This is a genomic window from Enterococcus faecium (assembly GCF_029023785.1).
Lineage (GTDB): Bacteria > Bacillota > Bacilli > Lactobacillales > Enterococcaceae > Enterococcus_B > Enterococcus_B faecium.
Genome location: NZ_CP118955.1, coordinates 191,589 through 210,144 on the forward strand (window position 1 = coordinate 191,589; position 18,556 = coordinate 210,144).

General features: G+C 40.2%; 15 protein-coding genes. 10 read left to right on the top strand and 5 right to left on the bottom strand.

Annotated elements, in window-relative coordinates; all coding sequences use genetic code 11:
* Positions 1-45: 45 nt before the first annotated feature.
* The 4 genes from PYW34_RS00960 to PYW34_RS00975 are packed head-to-tail and all read right to left on the bottom strand — an operon-like array spanning position 46 to position 3,448.
* On the bottom strand, positions 46-717 hold the full coding sequence (locus PYW34_RS00960; protein WP_002319469.1) for an ABC transporter permease: 672 nt from the start codon (positions 715-717) through the stop codon (positions 46-48).
* Positions 714-1,631, bottom strand: coding sequence for an osmoprotectant ABC transporter substrate-binding protein (locus PYW34_RS00965; RefSeq protein WP_002294193.1), 918 nt, complete (start codon positions 1,629-1,631; stop codon positions 714-716). Before PYW34_RS00965 ends, PYW34_RS00960 begins: the two co-directional genes overlap by 4 nt.
* Positions 1,628-2,269, bottom strand: coding sequence for an ABC transporter permease (locus PYW34_RS00970; RefSeq protein ID WP_002293405.1), 642 nt, complete (start codon positions 2,267-2,269; stop codon positions 1,628-1,630). Before PYW34_RS00970 ends, PYW34_RS00965 begins: the two co-directional genes overlap by 4 nt.
* Positions 2,270-2,272: 3 nt before the next feature.
* Positions 2,273-3,448, bottom strand: a complete 1,176-nt coding sequence (locus tag PYW34_RS00975; RefSeq protein WP_002294192.1) for a betaine/proline/choline family ABC transporter ATP-binding protein — start codon at positions 3,446-3,448, stop codon at positions 2,273-2,275.
* Between the two features lie 192 nt (positions 3,449-3,640).
* Here PYW34_RS00975 and queA point away from each other — a divergent pair, with 192 nt between their 5' ends.
* Together queA and PYW34_RS00985 are read left to right on the top strand one after the other, a co-directional pair.
* Positions 3,641-4,672 carry a tRNA preQ1(34) S-adenosylmethionine ribosyltransferase-isomerase QueA gene (queA, locus tag PYW34_RS00980; RefSeq protein WP_002294190.1) on the top strand — a complete coding sequence of 344 codons (1,032 nt, stop codon included), beginning with the start codon at positions 3,641-3,643 and terminating at the stop codon, positions 4,670-4,672.
* Positions 4,673-5,290: 618 nt separating this feature from the next.
* Complete coding sequence (locus tag PYW34_RS00985; protein ID WP_002294187.1) at positions 5,291-7,930, top strand: cation-translocating P-type ATPase; 2,640 nt, start codon at positions 5,291-5,293, stop codon at positions 7,928-7,930.
* Positions 7,931-8,097: 167 nt separating this feature from the next.
* Here the strand turns inward: PYW34_RS00985 and PYW34_RS00990 are convergent, their stop codons facing one another.
* Positions 8,098-8,796: a DUF975 family protein gene (locus PYW34_RS00990; RefSeq protein WP_002294185.1), complete on the bottom strand. Its 699-nt coding sequence runs from the start codon at positions 8,794-8,796 to the stop codon at positions 8,098-8,100.
* Between the two features lie 218 nt (positions 8,797-9,014).
* Between PYW34_RS00990 and tgt the strand changes: the two genes are divergently transcribed.
* From tgt to PYW34_RS01030, 8 genes are all read left to right on the top strand, one after another.
* Complete coding sequence (tgt, locus tag PYW34_RS00995) at positions 9,015-10,160, top strand: tRNA guanosine(34) transglycosylase Tgt (RefSeq protein ID WP_002294183.1); 1,146 nt, start codon at positions 9,015-9,017, stop codon at positions 10,158-10,160.
* A gap of 96 nt (positions 10,161-10,256) precedes the next feature.
* The gene (gene yajC / locus PYW34_RS01000) at positions 10,257-10,637 is read left to right on the top strand and encodes a preprotein translocase subunit YajC (protein ID WP_002294182.1); all 381 of its coding nucleotides are present in this window, start codon (positions 10,257-10,259) and stop codon (positions 10,635-10,637) included.
* Positions 10,638-10,941: 304 nt separating this feature from the next.
* A complete protein-coding gene (gene adhE / locus PYW34_RS01005; protein WP_002294180.1) occupies positions 10,942-13,539 on the top strand; it encodes a bifunctional acetaldehyde-CoA/alcohol dehydrogenase in 2,598 nt (865 codons plus the stop codon).
* Positions 13,540-13,767: 228 nt separating this feature from the next.
* Positions 13,768-14,874, top strand: coding sequence for a glycoside hydrolase family 88/105 protein (locus PYW34_RS01010; RefSeq protein WP_002288261.1), 1,107 nt, complete (start codon positions 13,768-13,770; stop codon positions 14,872-14,874).
* Between the two features lie 16 nt (positions 14,875-14,890).
* Positions 14,891-15,919 carry a TRAP transporter substrate-binding protein gene (locus tag PYW34_RS01015; protein ID WP_002294179.1) on the top strand — a complete coding sequence of 343 codons (1,029 nt, stop codon included), beginning with the start codon at positions 14,891-14,893 and terminating at the stop codon, positions 15,917-15,919.
* A 5-nt stretch (positions 15,920-15,924) separates the two neighbouring features.
* A complete protein-coding gene (locus PYW34_RS01020) occupies positions 15,925-16,404 on the top strand; it encodes a TRAP transporter small permease (protein ID WP_002288258.1) in 480 nt (159 codons plus the stop codon).
* 15 nt (positions 16,405-16,419) lie between these two features.
* Positions 16,420-17,715: a TRAP transporter large permease gene (locus tag PYW34_RS01025; protein ID WP_002288256.1), complete on the top strand. Its 1,296-nt coding sequence runs from the start codon at positions 16,420-16,422 to the stop codon at positions 17,713-17,715.
* A gap of 10 nt (positions 17,716-17,725) precedes the next feature.
* A complete protein-coding gene (locus PYW34_RS01030; protein ID WP_002294177.1) occupies positions 17,726-18,550 on the top strand; it encodes a sugar phosphate isomerase/epimerase family protein in 825 nt (274 codons plus the stop codon).
* Positions 18,551-18,556 lie beyond the last annotated feature (6 nt).

Consider the following 18,556-nt stretch of genomic DNA (forward strand, 5'->3'; position numbering starts at 1 on the left):
GCGACCAACAAATGGTCGCAGAAGCTTTTGTTTTTTACAATAACATCAGCGTGATGTACGGCTGGCTGGATCTAGCCGTCTTTCCAAAATACCTAAAAGCCAGTCCGTGATGATCGCCATTAATGCAGTTGGCAATGCACCTGCTAAAATAATCGATGTGCCATCTGTTGCATTGGTTCCTCGGATAATGATATCTCCAAGACCACCAGCACCGACGAATGCACCGATCGCGGTTATCCCGATGGCAACAACTAACGCGTTTCTTATGCCTGCCATGATAACAGAAACAGAGAGTGGTAACTCTACCATGAATAGTCGTTGTCTAGCAGTCATCCCCATGCCTTTGCCGACATCAAGGATGTTTTTGTCTACTTGGATCATCCCGGTATACGTATTCTTGATGATCGGTAAGAGGGAATACAAAAATACAGTAACAATCACGACATTGACTCCCAGGCCTAATCCAATGATTAAAATGGAGATCATGGCTAGAGAAGGGATCGTCTGGATGATATTCGCCAAACGAATCACCCAGTTTGCTAATTTACGTCTCCTAGAAATCATGATCCCAACCGGAATCCCGACAACTGCTGCAAAGAGGACACCATAGATAGAAATCAGGAAGTGACGGATAAATTGTGCAAAGATATAGGAGCCATTTTCCTGGAAATAATAGAAAAATTGTTGAAAGACATTCATTTTATCCAATTGCTTCACTTCCCTTCAAAATAGTGGTTTTCTTGTAAGAAACGTTGTGCTACTACTGATGGTTCCACTAGATTATTATCTGCTTCGTAGTTCAATTCCTGCATTTTTTCCGTACTGATGGTATGACCTAACTTATTTAAGGCTTCTTTTAAATGAGGCGTATCAGCTAATATCTTGTTGTCTACAACTGGAGCAGCATCATATGGTGGGAAGAATTGACGATCATCTTCCAACATGACTAGATCATAACTGGCGATCCGTCCATCCGTAGAGTAGCCAAGAACAATATCCATTTTTCCTGCTTCGACTGCGTCATAAACAAGTCCAATCTGCATAGGTAATATCGAATTGAAGGAGAAGCCATAAGTTTCTTGGAAGCCGTCATAACCGTCTCCTTTACGATTGATCCAAGAAGTATCTACACCAGCTACTAATTCATCCGCTACATTTTTCAGATCGCTGACTTTAGATAGATGGTATTTTTGTGCGGTGTCTTTTCGAACAAGAAAGACATACGTATTTTCAAAACCATAGGACGGGAACCACGTTTGATCGTATCTTTTCTCAAATTCATCTTTCACGGTAGCAAACGCTTTTTTCGGATCTTTTTCAGGAGGAAGGTTCAATGTAGTCGTTAAATCTGTTCCTGTGTAGCGAGCCGCTGAAATTGAAGCATCTCCGTTCATCATCGCTTGATGGTTGATAGTTGTGGTAGCCAGATTGTTGATGATTGCGGTATTTTTATCTGTATAATGTTCAACCATTCCGGCAACTAGGCTTGCTAAGATCTGTGCTTCTGAAGTGATTCCACCTGTGATCGAAATGGTGTCTTCATCTGTATTGCTGGCAAGACCAGGGAAAGAACAACTCGCAAGTATAAGAAGGGAGGAAAGTATCATGGTCATTTTTAATATACGTTTCATTCTTCATTCTCCTCTCTAAGTGCGATCGGTGTCAGCCGGTGTTCCAAGAGACCTAGAAGCCAATCAGCCAATAGTGCTAAAATTGTTACAGGGATCGTACCTGCCAAAATGAGATCTGGTTGGTAATTATTCAGTCCACTAAAAATCAAATCGCCTAAACCACCAGCGCCGATATAAGAGGCAAGTGTAGCCCATGCAATCACGTAAACGGCAGCTAAACGGATACCAGCCATGATCGTTGGCATAGCAATGGGCAATTCAACGGAAAAAATGGATTGGAACTCAGTCATCCCCATGCCTTTTGCCACATCCCGATAATTCCAATCGACATTTTTCATCCCAATGTACGTATTACGTAAAATCGGCAATAATGAATAAATAAAGAGTGCGATAATCGCAGGTAATTTACCTACGCCAAATAACGGGATCATCAATGCCAATAAAGCAAGAGAAGGGATTGTCTGCAAGGCACTGGTTAAGCCAATCACAATCGTGGCAGCTTTTGGAAAACGTGTCAGTAAGACACCAAGCGGTACAGCAATGATGATACCAATGATCAAAGCAAGTCCCGAAATATAAAGATGTTCAAAACCTTTTGAGAGAATTTCTGAACCGTGCTGATGAAAAAACTGCTGCATAGGTCAGACCTCCTTAGATTCTTCAGGAGTAGCTGACTCTGCAACATCAGTAGTTGCGGGATCTTCTCCCCAAATCACATCGTAGACGATATCCACTAATGATGCACGAGTCAGGATACCTACGACTTTGTTCTGTTCATCAACGACCGGCACGTATTTCAGTCCGCGTTTTAAAATGCGTTGCAAGGTATCACGAAGATAGGCGGATTCTTTTACGTAAAAAACATGTTTATTCAAAATGTCGCCGACACTGGATACTTTTCCTCGCTTTTTATTCAACGTTTCTACATCGATAAATCCTTTTAATACATTCGAATTATCGGTAACTAACAACGTATCTACACGTTTTTCCCTCATCAGTTTGATTGCTTCTTGTAATGATTTTTCCGGTGTAATCGTGATTGCTGTATTTAGCATAACTTCGCCGACTCTTGTCGCATTTGGCTTGGCTTGTAGTAGGCGATCTTCTCCAATCAACTCTTCTACGAAATCGTTTGCAGGATGACGTAAAATATTTTCTGGTGTATCAAATTGGATCACACGGCCTTCACTCATGATGGCGATACGGCTTGCTAGTTTAATCGCTTCATCCATGTCATGGGTTACAAATACGATCGTTTTTCCCAAACGCTCTTGTAAATCTTTGACAAGGTCTTGCAAGGAATCACGAGTGATTGGATCAAGCGCACCGAATGGCTCGTCCATCAAGATGATATCTTGATTCGCTGCAAGGGCACGAACGACTCCAATACGCTGCTGCTGACCACCAGATAATTCATGTGGGTAGCGATCTAACATCTCACGGGGCAATTCCACAAGATCAATCATTTTTTCAGCTGTTTTATTCCGTTCTTCTTGACTGACTTTCAACAATTTTTGGACAAGAGTGATATTTTCACGGATCGTCATGTGAGGCATCAATCCAATACTTTGGATAACATAGCCGATCTGACGTCGCAATTCCACTGGATCAATTTCTTGGATGGATTTTCCATCAATCAAAATTTTCCCTTGTGTTGGATCAGTCATTCGGTTGATCATCCGCATCGTCGTCGTTTTTCCGCTTCCGCTCGTACCGATAAAACAAATGAACTCACCCTTTTCAAATGAAAGATTGACGTCCTCTACAGCGACTTTTCCACCTTTATAAATTTTTGACACATTTTGAAATTCAATCATGGTGCCACCTCTTTTTCTATTTTCAATGAAGAACTATCTATTACTAGTATGCCTAAAACAATGAAAAAATACAAATAGGGTAGTTTTTTTATTTAGGAAAACAAAAAATAGAAGTGAAAAAGTGCTGATTTTGCCAACAGAACGAAAAACATGATAGAATGATGAAGCACATGATAGAAAGTGAGTGACGATATGTTAACAACAGAAGATTTTGATTTTGACTTGCCGGAAGAATTAATCGCACAAACACCATTAAAAGACCGCGATCATTCTCGTTTACTTGTTTTGGATCGGAAAACTGGAGAGATGGAAGATAAACATTTCCATGAAATCATTGAAGAGTTACAGCCTGGTGATGCGCTAGTTATGAATAATACACGAGTTCTGCCTGCTCGTTTATATGGAGAAAAACCAGATACTGGTGCGCATTTAGAAGTCCTTCTTCTAACGAATACACAAGGAGATACGTGGGAGACATTAATCAAACCTGCGAAACGTGCCAAAGTTGGGACAAGAATCTCTTTTGGTGATGGCAGATTGCAAGCAGTAGTGAAAGAAGAATTGGAACACGGCGGACGGATCATTGACTTTGAGTATGAAGGAATTTTTCTAGAGATTCTTGAATCATTGGGAGAAATGCCATTGCCTCCATATATCAAAGAACGTCTGGAAGACCCAGATCGCTATCAAACTGTCTATGCGAAAGAAAATGGTTCTGCTGCAGCGCCAACAGCTGGATTGCATTTTACGAAAGAATTACTTGATGAGATCGAAGCAAAGGGTGTTGAATTAGTCTATCTGACACTACATGTAGGGTTAGGTACATTCCGACCTGTCAGCGTAGATAAAATTGAAGAACACCATATGCATAGTGAATTCTACCGTTTGACGGAAGAAGCGGCTGAGCGATTGAACCAAGTACGTAAAAATGGCGGGAAAATCGTGGCTGTCGGAACAACTTCAATTCGAACATTAGAAACGATTGGAACGAAATTTAATGGAGAAATCAGAGCAGACAGCGGATGGACTGATATTTTCATTACGCCTGGCTATGAATTCAAAGTGGTAGAAGCTTTCTCAACTAATTTCCATTTGCCAAAATCGACTTTAGTCATGTTAGTTAGTGCCTTTGCAGGAAGAGAATTGACTTTATCTGCTTACCAGCATGCGATTGAAGAGCGCTATCGTTTCTTTAGTTTTGGAGATGCGATGTTCGTGAAATAAGGTTATGAAAAACCGCTAGTTTTGAATGACAAAAAAGCTTTACAAAGATTTTATGACAAAGAAAAAGCCGAGCTCTCGATAAGCTCGGCTTTCTTGTACCTCGGAAGGATTCAAATAAACAGAAATGATTGTAACTTTCCATCATACATGCAAAGCACGGTGTTGAATTTCTTCATGTTAAACAAAAATTTTGTTTTCGTTACATCTTCAACATTTGAAACATCTCTTGTTCCTATTCAATTTTCAGACGTTTACGTTATTCAATTGTTACGTATCGCATTACTTCTTGTTTCGGATACTTCGTGATCCAAACATCCATACGTATTCACTATTTATAGGTTTGTACTCTACACGCATGTCTGGGTGAAACCTGTACTTCTAACAACTTTGTTTGCTTACACTGTTCTATCGAGAAATTCTTCTGTCTATTTGATGGTATCCTCCTTCCTTACATCTATATAATAGCATCCTTTGGTAGCGTTTGCAAATATAAGCACTTTAAATTTTACGCTTTCTTAACAAATAATCGATAAGCCCTTTATTTGAAGTAAATAAAAAAAGGATGTTATAGTAAAATAAGTACCTTTTTTTGTACGAAGATTTTAAAGGAGGAATAGGATGGAAGAATACAAGCAGACAATAGAAGAAGTAAAGAAGGTAACAGAAGCAGATCCAGATACTGGGTTGTCTTCACAAGAAGTGGATGAACGGCGAAAAAAGCAGGGATTGAATAAATTCGATGAGGCGCCGAAAGAATCGATGATCAAAAAATTATTTCGAAGCTTGTCCGATTTTACAACGATCATCCTTCTTGTAGCAGCGGTGATTTCCTTTTATACCGCATTTGCTACAGAACATGGGGATTTATTTGAAGGACTGCTGATCATCGCTATCGTTGTGATCAACTCGGTATTGGCGATTGTCCAAGAAGGAAACGCAGAAAAAGCACTGGAATCCTTGCAAGATATGAATAAACAAACGGCAACTGTCATACGAGACGGCAAAGTGACCACTGTTGAGTCAGAGCAACTGGTAGTGGGTGATATTCTTGTTTTAGAGTCCGGTGATGCTATTTCTGCCGATGCCCGTTTGATCGAAGCATCACAATTACGTGTAGAAGAATCGGCGTTGACTGGAGAAAGTGAAGCAGTTGAAAAAGATGCAGCATTTATTGCTGAAGAAGATGAGTCATTAGGTGACCAACTTAATATGGTATTTAAAGGATGTACGGTTGCTGCAGGTCGTGGGAAAGCGATCGTCACTGCCATTGGTATGGCTACAGAAATGGGTAAGATCGCGGATCTTTTGAACGAAAATACTATGCAAAAAACACCTTTACAGGTCCGATTGAATCAGCTAGGCAAACGAATCAGTATGATTGCTTTAGCGGCTGCGGCTTTAGTATTTGTGATTGGTGAACTGCAAGGAGAACCACTCCTTGAGATGTTCATGACTTCGATTTCCTTGGCTGTTGCAGCTGTACCGGAAACCTTGACTGTTATTGTTACGTTGACACTTGCATACGGTGTGCAGAAGATGGCGAGGAAACATGCGATCATCCGACAGTTGCCAGCAGTTGAAACGCTAGGAACCGCTAATGTTATCTGCTCAGACAAAACAGGAACGCTGACACAAAATGAAATGCGCGTCCGCCGGGTATGGAGCAAAGAAGATGAAGTAACGAATATCGAAGATTCAATGACGAACAGCGCGATGGAAATATTGAAAATGGCTGCACTATGTACAGATGTGACGGTCGAGCAAGAAGATGACGACCTTGTTATCAAAGGTAATCCAACAGAAGTAGCCATCGTAAGGGCTGTTGAAGAGAATTATCATACAAAAGCAGAATTAGAAGAAAAATATCCACGAGTAAACGAGCTTCCTTTTGATTCTGAACGAAAAATGATGACAACAGTTCACCAAATGGGCGAAAAATACATCTCAATCACCAAAGGAGCATTCGATGTTCTTGCTCCGCGCTTTAGTTCAGGCGATGTAGAACAAGCGGCGATCGTTAATGATCGCTTTGGTAAACGGGCACTGAGAGTGATTGCTGTTGGTTATGCTACTTATGACGAAGAACCGCAAGATATTTCTTCTGAAGCACTGGAAAAAGACTTACGTTTGATTGGTCTGATCGGAATGATCGATCCACCACGTCCAGAAAGTAAAGGAGCAATCAAGCGAGCGAAAAAGGCTGGCATCAAAACAGTCATGATCACTGGAGATCATGTGGTAACTGCCAGTGCCATAGCGAAAGAATTAGGTATCTTGAATGATCCGTCAGAAGCACTCTCAGGATCAGAACTGCATCAATTATCAGACGAAGAATTAGATGCGCGTGTCAAAGCTCTCTCTGTCTATGCTCGGGTAACGCCAGAAGACAAGATCCGGATCGTCAAATCTTGGCAACGTACGGGTGCAGTCGTAGCGATGACTGGGGATGGTGTGAATGATGCACCAGCGTTGAAAGCAAGTAACGTTGGGTGTGCCATGGGGATCACAGGGACAGATGTGGCGCAAAGTGCCGCAGATATGATTTTGACGGATGACAACTTTGCGACGATCGTAGACGCTGTCAGTCAAGGACGTTCGGTTTATCAGAATATTCGTAAAGCTATCAACTTTTTGCTAAGCTGTAATATTTCGGAGATCTTTATTGTTTTGATTGCGATGCTGTTAGGCTGGGGAGCGCCATTCACAGCTGTGCAACTACTGTTTGTCAATGTAGTTGCCGATGGTCTTCCAGGATTTGCTTTGGGAAGAGAACCAGCAGAACACGGCATCATGGATCAGCCTCCTATTCCGAAAAACGAAGGGATCTTTGCTCGAGGCTTGTTGCAAAAAATCGCCATAAACGCAGGAGTCTTCACCATCGTAACGCTGTTTGGTTACTATTTAGGTAGTTATGTCGATACTATTAGCCCATGGGTAGATGCAAGTCAGCATGTCGGTCAAACTGTTGCATTCTTGATCTTAGCTTATTCATCGATTTTGCATGTGTTCAATGTACGCAGCAGCCAATCGATCTTCAAAGTCAATTTAGCAACCAATAAAGCTTTGGTAGAAATGGCGTTACTGGCATTAGCTATTACAACGGCTGTTGCTTTGCTGCCATTTACGCAAGAACTATTCGGCCTAGTACACATCAGTTTGAATCACTGGTTCTTGGTAGGGATTTTGTCTATCGTACCAATCGCGGTCAATGAACTGATCAAGTTCCATCGATTACCGGAAGCAGAAGAAGAGGAATGATTAACTGTTTCTAAGTTGATTTTCTTTTTACTGGAACTATACAAAAAGGAGGTGTGACATGAATGTTGTCACACCTCCTTTTTTCTAATGGGCTGAATGTTTCTTTTACTGCCTCTCGATAAACGGTGTTCTCCTGCCAACCCCTCGGTCACAAGTCACACTCTCTTTTAAATATCTTTTGGCAATTGTTCATAAAATGCTGCTTTTGTTGCGGAAATGTATGGGCTGAGCCATAGATAACCAATACCAGCAGTTGCTAATGCTAAGATATGCCAGCCGATAAATGAAAGATCTAACCAGAAAAGTTGTCCTTTATAACCATCCATCAATTTTCGACTTGCAGTGATCGTATCCAGTACTTTAGGTGTTTGTCCTGTTTCTTGGACGATATCGTAGTAGATAAAATAGCTTTGAGAATAAGAATAGCTTTTAATGATTCCAGGAATAACTAATAGCAAACCCCATAATGTTGTAAAGATCGAGATCAGCACAGCTAAGCCGATCACTCCGCCGATAAACAAACCTTTGAATCCACGAAATGCATCTTTGAATGGTTCGATCTGATCTTTTTGTCCACGTAAAATATCAAGATAAGTCCAAGAAATACCGCTCATGAACAAAGCGCTAATGATGCTGGAAATAATTCCGCCACCGCCTCCTGAACTACCGCCTCCTGAAGTTGTCGCATCTGAGACGCTCGCTGATCCATCATATATGGTGGTGGCAAACAAGATAATAGGAATCATAATAAGAAGAATAGCAGCAATACCAATCAATGTAGGGATTAGATTTAGTAAAACAGCTTGTCCCCAACGTCCTTTTAGACTCTCTTTTGCTTGGCGTTTTAATTCTGCAGAAGATTGCATGATTTTTCCCTCCTTTTCTTTAATAACACCAATATACCATGTATCAAAAAATATTTCTGTCATAATGTTTTTCTTTTTTTTTGTTATTCATAAAAAAAGGATAAAAAAAAGAATATTAAATAAAGTAGAAGGAAGCCGAGGGAACTTGCAAAAAGCACTTGAAACGATTATGATGGTGGGAGTTGTCAAGATATTTTATATAGAAAGTAGGGAAATGAATGACGCAACCTGCCATTCGCTATCGTTTAATCAAGAAAGAAAAACATACTGGCGCGCGTTTAGGGGAATTGATCACGCCACACGGAACTTTCCCCACACCAATGTTCATGCCAGTAGGAACATTAGCTACAGTAAAAACAATGTCCCCAGAAGAGTTGAAAGAAATGGGTGCTGGCGTTATTTTAAGTAATACATATCATTTATGGCTACGCCCTGGTGAAGACTTAGTAGAAGAAGCTGGCGGACTGCATAAATTTATGAACTGGGATCAACCGATTTTAACAGATTCAGGCGGCTTTCAAGTTTTTTCATTAAGTGATATGCGGAATATCGAAGAAGAAGGCGTGCATTTCAAAAATCACTTGAACGGTTCGCGTATGTTTTTATCACCAGAAAAAGCAATCAACATCCAAAATAAATTGGGCTCTGATATCATGATGAGTTTTGACGAATGTCCACCATTCGATGAAAGTTACGACTACGTGAAAAAATCAGTAGAACGTACGTCTCGATGGGCAGAACGAGGATTGAAAGCTCATGCTAATCCAGACCGTCAAGGATTATTTGGAATCATCCAAGGAGCAGGGTTTGAAGATCTTCGTCGTCAAAGCGCGAAAGATCTAGTCGGGATGGATTTCCCTGGTTACTCAATCGGCGGGTTATCTGTCGGGGAACCTAAATCAGAAATGAATCGTGTATTAGAATTCACTACACCGTTGATCCCCGAAAACAAACCACGTTACTTGATGGGTGTCGGTGCTGCTGATTCATTGATCGATGGTGTTATCCGTGGAGTAGACATGTTTGACTGTGTCTTGCCTACTCGAATCGCTCGAAATGGCACATGTATGACTTCTCAAGGCCGTCTAGTAGTGAAAAATGCGAAATATGCCCATGATTTCCGTCCAATTGATGAGAAATGTGATTGTTATACATGTAAAAACTATACACGTGCCTATATCCGCCATTTGATCAAATGTGATGAAACATTTGGGATTCGTTTGACTTCTTACCACAATTTATACTTCTTGTTGAATCTAATGAAACAAGTACGTCAAGCAATCATGGATGATAATTTGCTTGAATTTAGAGAAGCCTTTTTTGAAGAATACGGGTTCAATAAAGAAAACGCAAAAAGCTTCTAAAGGAAAATCTTTTAAAAATTAAGTAAAAAACTAGTGTTAGCAGCATTTTTCTGCTAAAGTGTTTTTTGTAGATACAGAATTAGTGAGGTGAAAAAAATGGGAACATTACCAATGCTTGTGATGTTTATCGCGCTATTAGCAATGTGGTTTTTTATGTCACGTTCGCAAAAGAAACAACAGCAAGAACGTCAAAACTTGTTAGATAGCATGAAACCAGGTGATTCAGTCGTAACGATCGGCGGATTACATGGAGTTGTTTCAGAAATCGACAATGACAAACGGACAGTTGTTTTAGACTGCGAAGGGATCTTCCTTGAGTACGATCGTGCAGCAATCAAAACGGTCAAACCAGGGACTGTCGTAACAAATGATGCAACGACTACTGTTGAAACAACAGAAGAACCAGCTGAGACAGTTGAAGTAAAAACTGAAACAACAGAAACGCTGGAAGAGACAGAAGAGAAGGAAGAAAAATAAGTATCAAAGCTTATTTAAAGACGAGGTAGGGCAGAAAGATGTCCTACCTCATTTTTTATTCAAAAAAGAAAGAGATAAGAGCATGGGATATATTGCTCAATATTGAATAATCGGGTGTGTCATATAAATAATAATAAATAACTTTATATATTTTTCTATACAAACACCTGTAAATAAAGCAATTTTATATTTAAAAATAACTGTGAAAAAAATCACAAAAAAGTGTTTACATAGAAAAATAAATATTGTATGATATACATGTGAATGATTTAACAAATAACCATGACCCATTAGGAGGATAATGATGGCTAAAGTAATGGAAAAAGAAAAAACGAAGACAATTGACGTACAAGCAATGATTGATGATTTGGCAGAAAAAGCAAATGCAGCATTGAAAGAAATGGAAAGCTTTGATCAAGAAAAAGTAGACCATATCGTGCATGAAATGGCAATGGCAGCTTTGGATCAACATATGCCATTAGCGAAGATGGCTGTAGAGGAAACAGGCCGCGGTGTTTACGAAGATAAAGCAATCAAAAATATGTATGCGTCCGAATATATTTGGCATAATATCAAACATGATAAAACAGTTGGTGTGATCAATGAAGATGTCCAAAAAGGGTTGATTGAAATTGCTGAACCAGTCGGTGTGGTTTGCGGAGTAACTCCAACAACGAATCCGACTTCCACAACGATTTTCAAATCAATGATCGCGTTGAAAACAAGAAATCCAATCGTTTTTGCTTTCCATCCAAGTGCCCAAAAATCTTCTGCAGAAGCAGCACGAGTGGTACGTGATGCTGCTATCGCTGCCGGAGCTCCTGAAAATTGTATCCAATGGATCGAACATCCTTCGATCGAAGCGACTTCTATGCTAATGAACCATCCAGGTATCGCGATCGTCTTAGCGACAGGTGGAGCTGGAATGGTCAAGTCTGCTTACTCTACAGGAAAACCAGCTTTAGGTGTAGGTCCAGGTAACGTACCAGCTTATATTGAAAAAACAGCAAAAATTAAACGTGCAGTGAACGATTTGATCGTTTCGAAAACATTTGATAATGGAATGATTTGTGCTTCTGAACAAGCTGTGATCGTGGATAAAGAAATCTATGCAGCAGTAAAAGCAGAATTCCAAGCACACCAAGTTTATATCGTAAAACCAGATGAATTGCAAAAATTAGAAGATGCAGTGATGAACGAAGGAAAATATGCGGTCAATCCATCAATCGTTGGACATTCTGCGATGGAAATCGCAAAATTGGCAGGAATCAGTGTACCAAAAGGAACGAAAATGCTGATTGCTGAATTGGAAGGCGTAGGCCCAGATTATCCGCTATCAAGAGAAAAACTTTCTCCAGTTCTTGCCATGATCAAAGCTAACAACACGGACCATGCGTTTGATTTGTGTGAAGGTATGTTGAATCTTGGAGGGTTAGGACATACAGCAGTTATCCATTCAGAAAACGAAGAGTTGCATGTCAAATTCGGTCTTCGAATGAAAGCTTGTCGTATTTTAGTGAATACACCATCTGCAGAAGGCGGCATCGGTGATATCTATAACGAAATGATTCCGTCATTGACTTTGGGATGCGGTTCTTATGGTAAGAACTCTGTTTCTCGTAACGTCTCTGCTGTAAACTTAATCAATGTCAAAACTGTAGCGAAACGGAGAAATAACATGCAATGGTTCAAATTACCGCCAAAAATCTTCTTTGAAAAGAACTCTCTATTGTACTTAGAGAAAATGGAAAACGTTGAACGTGTCATGATCGTTTGTGACCCTGGTATGGTCCAATTCGGTTACTGCGATACAGTTCGTGAAGTATTGGCACGACGTAAAAATGATGTGAAGATCGAAGTCTTCTCAGATGTTGAACCGAACCCATCGACAAATACCGTATACGCAGGAACGAAACTGATGGCAGACTTCAAGCCAGATACAGTAATCGCTCTTGGAGGCGGTTCTGCAATGGACGCAGCTAAGGGAATGTGGATGTTCTATGAACACCCAGACACATCTTTCTTTGGTGCAAAACAAAAATTCTTGGATATCCGTAAACGGACATATAAGATCGACAAACCAGAAAAAACACAATTCGTATGTATCCCGACAACATCAGGGACTGGTTCTGAAGTAACGCCATTTGCGGTCATCACTGACAGTGAAACACATGTGAAATATCCGTTAGCAGATTATGCATTGACGCCAGATGTCGCAATCGTCGATCCTCAATTCGTCATGTCAGTTCCAGCATCTGTCACAGCAGATACCGGGATGGATGTGTTAACACATGCAATCGAATCCTATGTTTCAGTCATGGCTTCAGATTATACACGTGGATTGAGCCTACAAGCAATCAAGTTAGTCTTTGACTATTTAGAAAAATCAGTAAAAACACCTGATATGGAATCACGTGAAAAAATGCACAACGCTTCTACAATGGCTGGTATGGCGTTTGCTAACGCATTCCTAGGTATTTGTCACTCAGTCGCACATAAAATCGGCGGGGAATACGGGATCCCTCATGGACGGACAAATGCGATTCTTTTACCGCATATTATCCGCTATAATGCAAAAGATCCACAAAAACATGCGATGTTCCCTAAATATGACTATTTCCGTGCAGATACAGATTACGCAGATATCGCAAAATTCTTAGGTCTGAAAGGCGAAACAACAGAGGAATTAGTCGAAGCTTTAGCAACGGCTGTTTATGAATTAGGAAAATCTGTCGGCATCAACATGAGTCTAAAAGCTCAAGGAGTCACACAAGAAACACTAGATACAACCGTAGACCGTATGGCTGAATTAGCTTACGAAGACCAATGTACGACAGCTAATCCGAAAGAACCATTGATCTCTGAATTGAAACAGATCATCATTGATGCTTACAACGGATAAGCAAAAGAAAGCGTAGAAAAAAGATAAGAAAATAGATGAAAAAGAACTTGGAAAACGTTGTTTCTCCAAGTTCTTTTTTTAATTTCCAAGTAACTGAAAGTTACTTTTGTTATTTAACATTTAGGTCAATTTTAGACAGTTTTTGTTCAAAAAGCGATATTTATAGTGGACGGTATTACTGCTATATTAAGGATATAAAATGAAAGCGTTTAAAAAGGTGGCGTAAAGATGATTATTAAAGAAGAGATTTTTGTACCTAAAGAATTAGTGAAAGAAAAAATTGACCTGCTCGTTGAAAACCTGACAACGATCAAAGACGATAATGGTGAATTTTTGTTGGACTTTGATGGACTGAAAGTAGATGACAAAAGCTGGACAGTGTGGAATTGGCCACAAGGTGTCGGTCTATATGGTATTTATAAAAATTACCAGATGACAAAAAATCCTCGCGCTTATCAAGTGGTCAATGAATGGTTTGAGGATCGTATGGAAGAAGGCGCTCCGCCCAAAAACGTCAATACAATGGCACCGCTATTGACTATGGCTTACTTGTATGAAGACACGAAAGATTCACGCTATTTGCCTTATTTAGAACAATGGGCAGAATGGGTCATGAATGACATGCCTCGGACAAATGAAGACGGGTTACAGCATGCCACATATGGACCGGAAAATAAGAATCAGTTGTGGGACGATACATTGATGATGACAGTGCTTCCTTTGGCAAAAATCGGGAAATTGTTGAATCGCCCAGAATATTTAGAAGAAGCTCGTTACCAGTTTATGATCCATATCAAATACTTGATGGATAAACGAACAGGATTGTGGTATCACGGCTGGACGTTTGAAGGAAATCATAACTATGCCGAAGCATTTTGGGCTCGTGGAAACTGCTGGTTGACGATTGCTATTCCAGAGATCATTGAAATCTTAGAATTATCGAAAGAAGATGCATTGCGCAAATTATTGATCGAAACACTTGAAGCACAAGTGCGTGCATTAAAAACTTATCAGTCTGAAAGCGGTTTATGGCATACGTTGTTGGATGATCCTTCTTCTTACGTAGAATCTTCTGCAACTGCAGGATTTGCTTACGGTATTTTGAAAGCGGTCCATAAACGTTATTTACCACAAGAATATAAAGAAGTCGCTTATCGTGCTATCCAAGGATTGCTTGAACAAATCGATGAAAAAGGAGAAGTTCAAAACGTTTCAATCGGGACAGGAATGGGGGACAGTTTAGATTTTTATCGGAATATCGGAATCACAGCAATGCCTTATGGACAGTCGTTAACGGTGCTTTGTTTGACAGAATTGCTCGTCTCTTATTGTTAAAAGAAAGGAAACCCATATGAAAAAAACATCACTGCTGTTTGCAGCAAGTTCGCTTAGCCTAGGTCTGCTAGGTCTAAGCGGCTGCGGAAATAATTCTAGTGTGGCAACTGTCGCAGATGCAGACGTAAATGAGATAGTTACCTTGCGCTTTGCTTATGCAAGCAACAGCCAGCCAGTAATTGATGCAATGAATGAATTTGGGCGTTTAGTAAAAGAAAAAACAGATGGTTCCGTACAGATCCAGTATTTCCCAGATGGACAACTGGGTGGAGAACGTGAACTGATCGAATTGACACAGTCAGGAGCAGTAGATTTCACAAAAGTAAGTGCCTCAGCGTTGGAAAGTTTCTCTAAAGATTATTCGATTTTTTCAGTTCCTTATCTATTCAATGATGAAGAACATTTCTTTAAGGTGATGGATAATGAAGAAATAATGGAGCCAATCTACCAATCGACCAAAAATTTAGGATTTACCGGATTGACCTATTATGATTCTGGTCAGCGCAGCTTTTATATGGTAGACGGTCCGATCCATACGCCGGAAGATTTGAAGGGAAAGAAGATCCGTGTGATGCAAAGCGAAACCGCTATCAAAATGGTAGAGCTTTTAGGCGGTTCGCCCGTACCTATGGGAAGTGATGAAGTGTACACGTCTCTTCAATCCAATTTGATCAACGGATCAGAAAACAATGAATTTGTCTTGTATACAGCTGGACATGGTGGTGTGGCTAAATACTATTCCTATGATGAGCATACACGTGTGCCAGATATCATCATCATGAATGATGCCATCAAAGAACAGCTAACTGATGAGCAGGAAAAAGCCATTGAAGAAGCAGCGAAAGAATCAACGGTTTTTGAAATTGAAGCTTTTGCAAAAGCAATTGAAGAAGAAAAAGCTTTAGCACAAGAAGAACATGGAGTCCAATTCAATGATGTAGATAATACACCGTTTCGAGAGGCAGTTGCCCCACTTCATGATATATTCAAAAACGATCCTACCTACAAAGACCTTTATCAAAAGATCCAAGAGCAAGGAGCGTAGCTGTGATGAAAATGATTTTAAACAAGGTATTAGAGATCCTGGGAGCTGTTTTGCTTGTTGGGATGGTCGCTGTTGTTTTATGGCAAGTATTTTCCAGAACGGTTTTAGGAAATCCAAATACGGTCACGGAAGAGCTTGTTCGATTCGGTCTTGTCTGGTTTGCCATGTTGTCTTCCGCGTATGTTGTGGGACAAAAAGCACATTTAGCCGTAACGGTTTTAAGTGAAAAATTAACTGGCAAAAAAAGTAAAATTTTAGAAGTTGTTGTTCAAAGTTTATTTCTGGTATTTGCTGCGATGATCATGGTGTATGGCGGATGGAATGCTGTCACATTGACAATGGGGCAGATCTCGCCTTCTTTAAGTATTCCTATGGGATATGTTTATCTGTCAGTACCTGTATCGGGGGTACTCATCATTATCTATAGCCTGATCAATCTAATCGATACATTAAGCAACAAGCCAGCAATTCAAGAAAAAATATAAAAATGGAGGAATAAAATGGCAATAGAAGCCGGATTAGTGTTATTTTTTGTATTTGTTGTGTTGCTTGTATTAGGGATGCCGATTGCTATAAGTATTGCATTCTCATCGATGATGACTTTATTGTTAGTTATACCGTTTGATGTTTCTGCTTTTAGTTCAGCTCAAAAAATGGTGGGAAGTATCAATAGTTTTTCGCTGATCGCTATTCCGTTTTTCGTTCTCTCGGGCATTATCATGAATAATGGAGGGATAGCTAAGAAACTAGTGGATTTTGCGATGTTGTTCGTCGGGCGCGTGCCGGGGGCTTTGGCTCATACGAATGTGTTAGGGAATGCTTTATTTGGTTCCATCTCTAGCTCGGCCATTGCCGCTTCTACCGCGATTGGCGGAGTGTTGATCCCTCAGCAAGTGGAAGAAGGATATGACCGGAAGTTTGCGACAGCGGTCAATATCGCGTCAGCTCCGACAGGTATGGTCATTCCTCCAAGTACTGCTTTTATCATGTATTCACTTGTTGCTGGTGGTGCTTCGATCTCTGCTTTGTTTATGGGAGGTTATCTCGTAGGCGCTTTGTGGGCGCTAGGAATCATGCTAGTAGCATTCATCGTTGCTAAAAAGAATAAATACCCTGTTGTCGAAAAAGGACAGATGGCTCATGCTGGAAAAATAATAAAAGAGGCGATTCCTAGCCTTCTATTGATTGTCATCATTATCGGTGGTATCTTGACGGGGATATTTACAGCAGTAGAAGCTTCAGCGATAGCTGTCATTTACTCCCTGTTGATTGCTATGTTTTACTATAAAACGGTAAAACTAAAAGATATACCTAATATGTTGTTTCAATCAGTAGCAATGTCAGGGACGATCATGTTCTTATTGGCTACTTCTTCCATGATGTCTTTCGCCATGGCGTTTACCGGTATTCCTCAGGCAATTAGTTCGTTGATTATGGGCGTAACGGATAATAAATTTATTATTCTGTTATTAGTCAATCTTGTGTTATTACTGGTGGGTATGTTTATGGATGTGGCGCCTGCTATCTTGATTTTTACACCAATATTTTTACCAATCGTCACAAGTGTAGGGGTTGATCCTGTACATTACGGGTTGTTTTCAATCATGAATCTGTGTGTAGGCTCCATCACGCCGCCAGTAGGTACAGGACTATATGTCGGTGCAAGTGTAGGAGGCGTAAAAGCAGAGGCAATGCTGAAACCGCTTCTTCCTTTTTATGGGGTTATCTTAGTCGTCTTGTTTTTGATTACTTACTTCCCGCAAATCGTCATGTGGCTACCCAATATGCTGAGTTAGGAGAATAGTTATGTTGAACATTACAATTAGAGGACATGATCTTTCCGAAGTCCAAACGATAGAAGATCTTGCAGAAAAAACAAAAGAACAAGGGATTCATACACTGCAGCTCGCCTTAGGTCTTTCGTTTCCTGAAATACCTTCTGGCGCAAATGAGATCAATTCTGGGATGGGAAATTATGTCAAACGAGTTTTAGAAAAGCAAGAAGTGACCGTAGGAATTTTAAGTTGCTATATCAATATGATTCATCCAGATTTAACGATACGAGAAGAGTTGCTGACAAAGTTCGAGCAGTATCTTCGCTATGCTTCTTCCTTTGGTGCGTCGATGGTTCCTTCGGAAACTGGATGTGTTTTGCCGGAAATCCAATATACGGAAGAAAATTTCACAGATGAAGCATTTGCTGAAGCTGTGTCCGTTATCCGTCGCTTGGTAAAAGCTGGAGAAAAATACCAAATGATGGTGGGGATAGAACCAGGTTTGAATCATCCGGTGTATTCTTTAGCAAGGGTAGAGCAGCTGATCCAAGCAGTAGATTCGGACTATCTAGGAATCATTTTAGATCCGACCAATTTGATCACAAGTAGTGATTATCAAGAACAAGTCCAATTGGTAGAAGAAGCTTTTGAACGTTTTGGTGAAAAGATATGTGCGGTTCATTTGAAAGATTTTCGTGTCGAACAGGAAAAAATCGTGCCGGTAAATTTGGGAGACGGTGTGATCGAGTACACAAAAATCAAAGAAATCATCATGAAGAATCGTCCGTACCTGTATGTGGTTCTTGAAGAAACAAAAGATGATGGGATTCGTTATGGAAGAAGTCTTCTTGAATAATGTAAA